The following is a 9,919-nucleotide window of genomic DNA, read 5'->3' on the forward strand; positions in this document are numbered from 1 at the left end:
ATCGACCGGTAGAGACCCACAACAAACCCGCCGGAAGACCACCAACCGGGCTCAACGCATAGACCAACTCAAGAATCTCCAGACCGCCCTCTGAGAGTTCGGGTAGGACGGCGCCGTAGAACTTAGCGGTGAAGTGTGGGTTGGAGTGGCGGAGTCGGTTGGAGATGACTTTCATGTGGACTCCGGCGGCGAGGCCCATGGTGGCGGCGCCGTGGCGGAGGTCGTGTAGGCGGATGGGTGGTAGTTCGGCTTGCGTGGCGAGGTGGTGGAAGTGGTCGGTGACGTCAGCGGGATGGAGCCGCCCGCCGGTGGGGGTGGTGAAGACGAGTCCGGTCTTGGTCCAGGCTGCTCCGGCGGCGAGGCGTTCGCGGTGGTGGCGTGCGCGGTGGGTGCGGAGGACGGTGATGGTTTCGGTGTCGAGGGCGATGGTGGCTTCGCTGTCGGTGGTTTTGGGGGTGTCGATGGTGGTGGCCCAGCCGTGTTGGACGAGTTGCCAGCGGACGGTGAGAGTGTTGGCGTCGAGGTCGAGGTCGTCCCAGTGCAGGCCGCAGGCTTCGCCTCGGCGTAGGCCGGTGAAGGTGATGAGGTGGTAGAGGGCGTAGAGGCGGTCGTTCGCGTCGTGGGTGTGGTCGAGGAATCGTCCGGTGTGTTCGGGGGTCCAGATCATGACCCGGCTGGGAGTGTTGCCGGTGTCGCGCCAGGTGCGGACGCGTTGGTCGGTCCAGACGGTGGGCTTTGGTGCTCGGGCGGCGGGTAGCTCGACCAGCAGGGCGGGGTTGATGTCGAGGTAGCGGTGGCGGCGCATCGCGTCGTTGAGGGCCTTGCGGAGGGTGGCGTGGATGAGGTGCGTGGTCCTCGGTCCGACGACCCGCTGGTTCTTGACCTGGTCGCGTTTAGCGGGGTCGCGGCTGGCGCGGAGGGTGGTGATGGTGGTGTTGCGTTCGGCGATGGCCTCGTACATGGCGTCGATGTGACCGGGGCGGAGCCGGTCGATGCGCAGGTGCCCGAGGTGCGGGATGAGGTGTAGGCGGATATGTCCTTCGTAGGAGCGGACGGTGCCCTTCTTGATGTTCTGGCGGCCGGCGAGCCAGTCGGTGAGGTAGTCGGCCATGGTGGGGAGTTCGGTGGGGGTGATGTCGAGGTGGAGGGTCCGGCGGACCTGGTCGGGGGTGGGGACGGGTGCGCCGGTCTTGACGGCGGTTTCGATGAGGTCGCCGGTCTTGGTCGTGGCGTGGGGGTCGGTGGGGTCGGGGACGGCGAGGGCGGCGCGGATGCGGTCGAGGGTGGTGTCGGCGTCGGTTTGGGTGGGGTAGGGGCCGTGGCGCAGTGTGCGGCGGGTGCCGTTGGCGCGGGCGGGTAGGTCGATCTGCCAGTGCCACTGTCCGTGGTTGCGGGACCAGCCGCCGCCGGGCCGGCGCAGATCAGGGCAGGAGCGTCCCAGCCGCCGGCCCGTGGTGGTGTCGCGGCAGCCGCAGCGTTTGAACGTGGAGCCTTTCACTGGTCGTCTCCGGGGTGCTCGACGTGGTGCCGCCAGCGGTGGCGGGTGTAGTCCGCTGGTGGCGGGGTCGTTGCATCCACGCTCGACACCCCGACGGGATCAAGTCGCCGGCCGCCGTCGGGATCCGGGATGGTGGGGTGGTCGAGGAGGAGGAGTCGGAGAAGGCCGGTGACGGGGACGATGATGCGGGTCCCGGCGCGGATCAGTGGTGTGGGGAAGGTGTCGGTGGCGGCGAGGCGGTAGGCCTGGGACCGGCTGATACCGAGTACCGCCGCGGCGGTGGGCAGGGTGGTGGCGGCGCCGAGCGCGCGGATCCGCTCGACGGTCCACGGCTCTGCCGTTGGCGGGTGTGGGTTGGTTGGCCGGATGTCATGGTTCGGATTGGTGTGGGCGTTCATGGGGTGGGGTCTCCTGACTGCGGTGGAAGCGGTGCAGAGGTACGCGCGGTGGTAGGTGTGGCGGATTCTGGTGCTGTCGGCGGGGTGCTACGGCCTGCGGGTTCGGGAGTCTGCTGGCCGGTGGTGAGGGCTGGTGGGGCCTGGTCGGCTTTGAGGATCTTCAGTAGCTGGGATGCGCGGGTGTTGGACACGGTGTGACCGGTGGCGCGGAGTGCGGTGGCCAGGGCGGCGCGGGTCAGCGGCCGGCCCTCGGCGGCGAGGTCCTCCTGGGCGCGTCTGGCGACCAGGAGCAGGGCTTCGGTGTCGGTGGGGTGGGTGGACGGTCCGCGCCGCGACGGCCGACGCTGGCGGACCGGTCTCCCGGTCCGGGGGTGGTCCGGTCCGGTGTGCGGGTGGTCGTTGCTGGTGCCGTAGACGGTCCGCGCGGGCAGACGCCGGTCCCCGGTCGGCAGGGTGGGCTGGGCGTCGATGCGGTCCGCCGGAAGCTGGCTTGCGGCGGCGATGGGCTGATCCGCCGGTCGGACGGTGGACGGGTTCGTGCCGGCTGGTGGGGGTTCGGGTGGGGTGTTGGTGTAGCCGAGGGCGATCTTGACCATGACCAGGAAGCCGAGCGCCGGCACGGCCGCGGCGGTCCAGCCGATCGGTGACGGCTCGGCCTCCACGACCTGCGCCGCAAGCGACAACGTCACCGCGCAGGCCAACACCGCCGCCGGGAACACTGTTGAGACCTGGGCTCGTTTGCGGCGGCGCAGTTCCAGGCCGGAGGCGATCGACATCAGTTCCAGCACGATGGCGTCCGCCCACGCCAACCACCCCGGCTGCCCGTGCGCGGCGGCGACGTTGTGGACGTGGGTGAAGCTGGCCGCACCCGCCGCCCCACCAATCGCCAACATGATCACGACCTGAACGAAACCCTCCACCGGGTTCCGTCCCGGACGAGCGTCCGAGTCACCGGGTGCGGTCGTGGCCGCCCACCTCCCCCGGCCGGACCACCAACACGCCCCGTCCGCCCGCGCCTGCGGACCGGAGCAGCGGACGGACGGCCCCGGCGTGCCGGACCAGGAGCGTGAATGGCTCGGTCCGGGGCCGGTCCGCGGACCGGCCACGCGGGCGCCGGGACGATACCTCCACCCGCTCGCTGTCAGGGCTGCCTGGGGCTGTCACCGGTCTGTCAGCAGCCTCCGATAAGACGCTGACAGCCCAGTGACAGAACGACCTCGGGACTGTCGCCGTCTCACCCGCCGACCGCACGATGAAGGGGTCCGGTGAAGCGTTGTCGGTCATGCCGCCTCCCTGGTCGGGTCACGGTCGTCGAGGACCCAGGCCGACAGGTCAGCCAGCGTCGACCGCTGCCCGCCGTCGCCGGCCACCGCCCACACCGCCTCAGCCGGGCACAGGCCCGCCGCCGTGGCGTGGTCACGGGCACCGGTAGCCACCGGCACCAGCGGCGGCGTCTCGGCCCACATCCGGCGCAGGTTGCGTTCCCGGGCGGCGGAATGCAGCCAGAACAACACCGGCCACGCCCGCCCCATCGCGGCGAACCACTCCCGGTAGCCGACCAGCTTGTGGATCAGCACCGGCAGCGGCTCGCCACCGGTGTCGTACTCCACGAAGAACGGCACCACCGTTCGACCCGAAACCCATAGGCCGTAGCCGTCCGGACGTACTCGGGGCTGGTAGGCGCGCACCAGAGCCGGATCCTGCGGCCTGGTGAACACCCCCGACCGCTGGCACGCCGCCTCCGACAACCACTCCCCCAGCCGGGCCTCCGGATGGGTGCGGGTGTAGCCGGCGAGGTCGGTGAAGAAGCCGTTCACCCCGAGGCGGTGCTCCAGGGTGCGGCTGGACGTCCAGCGGCGCCGCTCGACGCGGGCGTGATCACGCCGAGGCGGACGCTCATCACGACCCGCGGCCACGACCTCCGCGCCAAGCTGATCGATGACGTAGTGGTACGGATACGAGCCACCATCGGCGCGCTGGGGGCGGAACCGCGCCACCAACCGCAACCGGTACAACGTCCGCAACCGCCGCTGACAGAAGTCCAGAGACGGGAACAGGGCGTGCGCGATCTGGAACGAGGTCAACACACCGTGGTCGTAGAGCCAGCCCAGCAGCACACGGTCACGGCCGGTCAGCTGGGACTGAACCCGAAGGACCGGATCATCCACCGGCTACCACCTCCTTCCTGATGCGGATGCCAGCCCCAGGGGGAGAGACCCGAGACCAGGCAGGGTCTGTCGCAGGACAAGCCGACGGCGCTGACAGCCGGCCTGACCTACGGTGTAAGACACGACAGGGGGTCCGTTCCGGCGTCCGGTTGAAGACTGACCTCAACACGGACGCCGACCCGGACCCCGGAACGTGGATCGAGACGGAATCTGTCACCGCTACCGGCAGCAAGCCGGAGCGCAGAGATGAGGGGTATGGAGAACAAGACAGCTCCTTGATCGAGGAATGGGACGGCGTCGACAGTCGCGACGCCGTGGCGAAGTCGTTGGAAGCGCCAGCCGCACGCGCTGAGCGGTACACCGGGCGGTTGCGGCGGGCCGCGGAAGGTATGCACTGTGGAGTTGTCAACGAACACGCCGACCGGCGTACCAGCCGACCTGAGGGCTGATTAGGGCAGCAGGGATCGACACGACCGCCAGCAAGACGGTCGTGTGCAGCGGGAACAGCGATGGCGATGGGCCGGCGGCATGGTGCCGCACGGGCAGCGAGCTTCGCCTCAACCCGTGACAGGAACGCCCACGGCCGCCGACATCACGACGGCTGGGTAGGGCGTCGGCTCAACCCGCCGGAACAAAATCCTTCATGGCGCTCCCCCTGTCACTCAGAACCACCGACGGCCCACCCACTCCCCAGCCCCGAACGACCGGCGACGCCCACGAGGAGCGCCACCAGATCGGCCGATCGAACCCGGCGGGCAGACCGCCACGCGGTCGCGTGCGTACCAGTACGCCTCCGCCGACAGCACCCTGTCAACCAGCATCGCCAGCAGTCGATCATGATGCATCCGGACCCAGTAGGACGCGCCAGCACCAGCCAACCCGCGCTGGTCTCAATTAGCACGGACTCCCGACCCAAACAGGCGGAAAAATCTTGGCGCGCATGAACGCCAATCTCATAGAATGAGACGCGGGCTGCCAAGGGCTCCGCCCGGATCGCGCCCGTGGTCACCTCGCCACGCTCACGGACCGGCTCGCACCATGCGCTGCCTGGCCGCCGCCCAATTCCCGCACCCAGCGGTCGATGATGAACCCGATGTCGTCACCTCATAAGCACCCGGTCGGTATCGTCGAGGACGACCACCAGCGCCGCAGACGGCACCTCAGCACTTATCCACCGGGCGGCTCGGCTCGGGGCACACGTTGATCCGCCCGGGGGCACAAGGCACAATCGCCGGGTGATCGCGAGCGTGTTCTTCGATGTGGGCGAGACGATCGTCGACGAGTCCCGGGAGTACGGCACCTGGGCCGACTGGCTCGGCGTACCGCGCCACACCTTCTCGGCCGTCTTCGGGGCGATCATCTCTCGCGGCCTGGACTACCGGGAGACGTTCCAGGTTTTCCGGCCGGGCTTCGACCTGGCCGAGGAGCGGGAGCGCCGGACGGCGGCGGGACAGCCGGAGTCCTTCACCGAGGAGGATCTCTATCCGGATGCTCGGCCGTGCCTGGCCGCGCTGCGCGAGGCGGGGCTACAGGTCGGCCTGGCCGGCAATCAGACGGCGCGGGCGGAGACCATCCTGCGTGCCCTGGACCTACCGGTCGACGTGATCGGCACCTCGGACGGCTGGGGTGTGGAGAAGCCGTCTGCCGCGTTCTTCGACCGAGTGATCGCCGAGGCAGGCTGCCCGGCTGACCAGGTGCTCTACGTCGGGGACCGGTTGGACAACGACATCCGGCCGGCGCAGGAGGCGGGTATCGCGACCGCCCTGGTCCGCCGTGGCCCGTGGGGTTACATCCTTGGCGACAAAGAGGTCAGCGACCGGTGCCTGTTCCAGCTCGACTCGCTGGCCGAGCTGCCTGACCTCGTACGCAAGCACAACGAGTCGGCGCGCTAACTACCCGGCAGCGCGGCGCGGCCGGCGGTGAGGGCGGCGACGCGTTCGTCCAGCAGGATGCCGTGTCGACTGTCGCCGAGTATGGGACGAACGGCTCGGACCCGGTCGAGGCCGACGCCGTACCAGTCGTTCTGCAGGGCGTCGACAGCCTGATTGAGGTAGTCGGCGGCCCGGTCGCCGTCGCCACCATGAGCGGTGGCGAGGTCGGCGAGTACGACGCTGCGCTGCTTGGCACCGGTGGTGGTGAGCGCGGCGAGTGCCTGGTTGAGCTGGCCGGCGGCTTCGCTGTGGTCGCCGCAGGCGAGGGCCGCGTATCCAGCGAACGAGTGCAGGCGGCCGTTGTCGTAGAAGTCGAGCCATTCGGGCGGGGTGCCGTCACCGTTGACCGCGCCTGCGGCGAGGTCGATGTGGCGGCGGCTGGCGGCTGCGGCTCCGGCACGCGCCTCGACCTCTGAGGCGACGCAGTGCAGCCATGACCGGACCATGGGGCTGACGCCGTGCCAAGTGTGTTGCAGAGCAGCGTCGATCAGCGGCCGAGCGTTGGCCGGCTGGTGGCCGAAGGCAGGAACGAACGCCATGTGGCCGAGGACAGCGGCGGCCAAGGCATGGTCGCCGGCCTCGCGGGTGGCGGCAAGGGCGACGTCGTAGCAGCGTTCGGCGATGGCGGGTTGGCTGAGGTCGAAGAAGGCGAGCCGGGCGGTGAGCAGCGCGGACTCCGCGAGAGCGGAGGCAAGACTGGTCCGGCTGCTACCGGTGGCGGCGCGAAGGAGCCCGATGCCGAGCTGGGTGTGGGCGTAGGCAGCCTCGTAGAGCGGCCGGGCCGGGCTGGTCCAGTACAGCTCGCGTTGGCAGCTCACGATCTGCCGGTACGAGTCGGGGTCGGCGGCCTTGCCGTCGGCGTGTGCGGCTTCCGGGTCGAGGGATAGCAGGGGCGCGACCAGGGGCAGCATGCTGGCGCCGACCAGTGCGCGCAGGACGGACGCGCGGTCCCAACCGTTGCCGTTGTTCTCTCCGGTGAGCATGTCCCACAACCTCCTGAACTCGTGCAGATTTTCCTCGTCCGGGCGTACGGCCAGCTCGTCGGGGGTGAGTAGGCCGAGGTCGCTGGCCGGCTTTCCGAAGATCGCGACCAAATGTTTGCGGTACCGGGGGTCCGGCCTCCGCTCGCCGATCTCCCACCGCCGGACGGTGTTGGCGTTGAGCCCGGTGTCGGTCTCACCGGCGCGGCTCATCTCGGTGCGGATGCGTTCGGCGACCTCCTCGTAGGACCAACCGCGTTGGAGTCTCTCCCACGCTAGCCGCCGGTTTGAGGGGTAGCGCCGTCCCGCCATCGCGCACCTCCGGGGATCGCCTGTCGACATCGATCACGCTAGCCAGTCTGGCTACGCGTCGTCACCACCTGGTTGCGATTGGACGGGTAGTGGACGGTACCGGTCTGCTGCCGTGGACGGTTCGCTATTGCCGAACATCGAAGCCGCCTGCTCCGGGCTGGCCTCGGTGGTCGCCGACCAGTCCCGTCAACGGCATGAGGTTCATGGTGGACATGTCGCACCGACCCGACAACGCGTCGCCCCGACCGGACCCGATGCCACGACGGCGGTCGGCTTCGGTGCCGTGAGGTTGACTCCGCGCCCGCGTACTGCCAACGAGGCTGCGCAGGCGAGTGACCGGCGAGATTCTCCCACTCGCCGCCTCCCGGTTGCGGGCCCGCCATGCTCCCGGCGGGCCCGCCACACCGGCAGCCGACGTCGCGCGCCCGACCGCCGGCCACACCAGCCCGAGCACGGTACGGCGCACGTGGGGGCACAGCGGCGATGACTCTTTACATCTCCCGCCATGCCACGGCAACGACTGCCAACAACTCCACCAGACCGGCCCGTTCTGAACCCGTGCTCACGGCCGAGCGACTCGACCTGCCTCGCATTGACCCGCCCCTGTTCAACCACGTCTGGCAGCGACTTTTCGAGCAGACCATGCGAAAGGAAGAGCAACGATGATGTCTCGGGCCCCTATCACCGGTGCCGCTGGATTCATCGGCTTGCACCTCGCGACCCGGCCGAGCGTACGGCTGCCACGCCGCACGCGCGGCGAGTCCCGTCCCGAGCTGTGCGGTGCTCGCCGGAACGGTATGTCGGCCTCGTGGTGGTCGGCGTGAGAGCCCGACAGGTCACCGCCCCGGCCGGCCCATGGTCCCCGGACGTTCTGCACACGCTCCTACGGGACACCTCACCGTCGGCGGATGAGCGATGGCAACGCTGGTGCGCTGACCTGCTCCTCGCGGATCGCCTCGGTCCGGCGGAGCTGTCCGAGTGGTGGAAGGTGATCACCGAGTTCGACGAGGTGTTGGGTGGCTACGCCGAGCAGCCGGTGGACGTGCCCGAAGGCTCCGTTGTCGTGGCAGGCAGCGGCAAGGAGCAGTTCAAGACCTTCAACGTCAGCACCGCCGCCGCGATCCTCGCCGCCGCCAGCGGCACGTCTGTCATCAAAGGGATCTCGCGATCGGTGTCAGCGGTTTCTGGAGCCGCCGACATCCTGGATGTGCTGGACATCCGTGCCGTCGACCGACCGGAAGCCATTCCCGAGATGCTGGCTCGATTGGGGATCGCCTTCGTCTCGTACCCCCTCTTCTGCCCGCGCTACGCGGCTCGTTACGACGGCGTCTTCGGCGCCTTGAATCCGGCGAGCTTCTTCATGCCGATCGCCACCATCTGCGTGCGCGCCAGGGGATACGTGTTGGGCCTGGCGCACCGAGACGTCACCCTCGCCGCAGCAACCCTCCGGAGGATCAGGCCGGATCTCACCACGGGCGCCGTCGCGTCCACGGAACTGTCCCCCGGCGAGATGATCGACGAGCACAGCGACGTCGGTACCAGAAGGCTGGCGCGTCTCGCCGACGGACTCATCACCTGCGGGATCCGCCAGGGACAAGAGCCGGCCCAATCCTGGCGCCAGGCGGTCGCCCACCGGCCCACTCACCGCGGTAACGCCACGCTCGTGGCCTCCGCGCTCAAGCCCGGAGACGACACGCCCGTCACCGCACTGGTCGAGCTCAACGCCGCCCTCGTCGTCGCAGCGAGCGGGACAGACATCGACGAGGCCGTCGACCTGGTTCGCCGCGCCCGCCGGTCCGGACACGCCATCCGCCTGCTGAGCACGCTCACCTGATCGAAGGAGCCGCCATGCCCGCCATGTCTATCGACGCCGAATCAGCAGCAATCCTGACCGAACGGCTTGGACCGACCGCTGTCCGGTTCACCCACACCGACGACGCACTGTGGGTCTTGCACCCCGACCGACGCCAGTCGTTGGCGATCGTGACGGGCTTCGGCCCGACCAATGCACCGACCGCCGGCACCTTGTCGGTCATGCTCGGCGCGGTCGAGCTGCAGCGACATCTCGGTGTGCCGATGACGGTCGTCATCTCCGACCTCGGGGCATGGAACTCCCGCAACGTCTCATGGTCGGCTCTGGTGCGGGTTCGCGACCAGATGCTCGCGTTCCTCGTCGAACTCGGCCTTGGTCCACACAAAGCCGAGCTACGGTCCCACCTTGAGCACGACAACCTCGTGCGTGCCGGCCGGATCGCCCGCTATCTGTCCCGGGCTGACTTCCAGGAGCACCGTGAGAGCCTCTTGGAGCTTTACGCCGAGCACGGCTTGCTCGGCAGCGAGACCGGCGTGGTGGTCGACTCGCTATACACCGTCGCTGACCTGCTCGGCCCCTTCGACAACGGCGCCAGCAACGTCCTCATGGTGTCGGGTATGGAGGAGGCGTACTTCACGGACCTGGCCCGCCTGGTGCTACAACGACAAGCGGACGCCGGTGAGCTGAGCCTCGGCTGGAGCGGCCGGATCGGCGGCCTGTACTTTGTTGCCCGGCATTCTTGATGAGGATGTAGCCGTCATCGGCGGTGCGGCTGTAGGGGTATGAAGATGCCCCGCCGGCGGGTTGTCGGCGGGGCGT

At 69.2% G+C, this 9,919-nt stretch carries 9 protein-coding genes; 4 read left to right on the forward strand and 5 right to left on the reverse strand.

The annotated features are described in order from the left end of the window. From ACFT41_RS31265 to ACFT41_RS31280, 4 genes are all read right to left on the reverse strand, one after another. The coding region (locus ACFT41_RS31265) for a tyrosine-type recombinase/integrase (RefSeq protein WP_377614088.1) at positions 1-1,498 on the reverse strand (1,498 nt) is incomplete at its 3' end. Beyond that, complete coding sequence (locus ACFT41_RS31270; protein WP_377590040.1) at positions 1,495-1,896, reverse strand: hypothetical protein; 402 nt, start codon at positions 1,894-1,896, stop codon at positions 1,495-1,497. The genes ACFT41_RS31265 and ACFT41_RS31270, both read right to left, overlap by 4 nt. Continuing rightward, positions 1,893-2,789 carry a DUF2637 domain-containing protein gene (locus ACFT41_RS31275; protein WP_377590041.1) on the reverse strand — a complete coding sequence of 299 codons (897 nt, stop codon included), beginning with the start codon at positions 2,787-2,789 and terminating at the stop codon, positions 1,893-1,895. Before ACFT41_RS31275 ends, ACFT41_RS31270 begins: the two co-directional genes overlap by 4 nt. A 387-nt stretch (positions 2,790-3,176) precedes the next feature. Further along, positions 3,177-4,064: a replication-relaxation family protein gene (locus ACFT41_RS31280; RefSeq protein WP_377590042.1), complete on the reverse strand. Its 888-nt coding sequence runs from the start codon at positions 4,062-4,064 to the stop codon at positions 3,177-3,179. Between the two features lie 1,235 nt (positions 4,065-5,299). On the opposite strand from ACFT41_RS31280, the gene ACFT41_RS31285 reads away from it, so the two are divergent. Next, positions 5,300-5,956: an HAD family hydrolase gene (locus ACFT41_RS31285; protein WP_377590043.1), complete on the forward strand. Its 657-nt coding sequence runs from the start codon at positions 5,300-5,302 to the stop codon at positions 5,954-5,956. Here ACFT41_RS31285 and ACFT41_RS31290 read toward each other — a convergent pair. Further along, positions 5,953-7,287 (reverse strand): multiprotein-bridging factor 1 family protein, encoded by a 1,335-nt coding sequence (locus tag ACFT41_RS31290; RefSeq protein ID WP_377590044.1) that lies wholly within the window; start codon positions 7,285-7,287, stop codon positions 5,953-5,955. The two genes, ACFT41_RS31285 and ACFT41_RS31290, sit on opposite strands and share 4 nt — an antisense overlap. Positions 7,288-7,770: 483 nt before the next feature. On the opposite strand from ACFT41_RS31290, the gene amcA reads away from it, so the two are divergent. From amcA to ACFT41_RS31305, 3 genes are all read left to right on the forward strand, one after another. Further along, positions 7,771-7,953: a multiple cyclophane-containing RiPP AmcA gene (amcA, locus tag ACFT41_RS31295; protein WP_377614089.1), complete on the forward strand. Its 183-nt coding sequence runs from the start codon at positions 7,771-7,773 to the stop codon at positions 7,951-7,953. A 322-nt stretch (positions 7,954-8,275) separates the two neighbouring features. Continuing rightward, positions 8,276-9,121 carry a hypothetical protein gene (locus ACFT41_RS31300; RefSeq protein ID WP_377590502.1) on the forward strand — a complete coding sequence of 282 codons (846 nt, stop codon included), beginning with the start codon at positions 8,276-8,278 and terminating at the stop codon, positions 9,119-9,121. 14 nt (positions 9,122-9,135) lie between these two features. Further along, on the forward strand, positions 9,136-9,843 hold the full coding sequence (locus tag ACFT41_RS31305; RefSeq protein ID WP_377614090.1) for a hypothetical protein: 708 nt from the start codon (positions 9,136-9,138) through the stop codon (positions 9,841-9,843). The last annotated feature ends 76 nt before the right edge of the window (positions 9,844-9,919 follow it).

The sequence above is a fragment of the Micromonospora sp. NPDC057141 genome, assembly GCF_042670805.1.
In the GTDB taxonomy this organism is placed as follows: domain Bacteria; phylum Actinomycetota; class Actinomycetes; order Mycobacteriales; family Micromonosporaceae; genus Micromonospora.

Bases quoted from the DNA above. Each gene is read 5' to 3' on its own strand.
- ACFT41_RS31270 (WP_377590040.1), bottom strand. From the start codon at position 1,896: ATGAACGCCCACACCAATCCGAACCATGACATCCGGCCAACCAACCCA.
- ACFT41_RS31275 (WP_377590041.1), bottom strand. From the start codon at position 2,789: ATGTTGGCGATTGGTGGGGCGGCGGGTGCGGCCAGCTTCACCCACGTC.
- ACFT41_RS31290 (WP_377590044.1), bottom strand. From the start codon at position 7,287: ATGGCGGGACGGCGCTACCCCTCAAACCGGCGGCTAGCGTGGGAGAGA.
- amcA (WP_377614089.1), top strand. From the start codon at position 7,771: ATGACTCTTTACATCTCCCGCCATGCCACGGCAACGACTGCCAACAAC.
- ACFT41_RS31305 (WP_377614090.1), top strand. From the start codon at position 9,136: ATGCCCGCCATGTCTATCGACGCCGAATCAGCAGCAATCCTGACCGAA.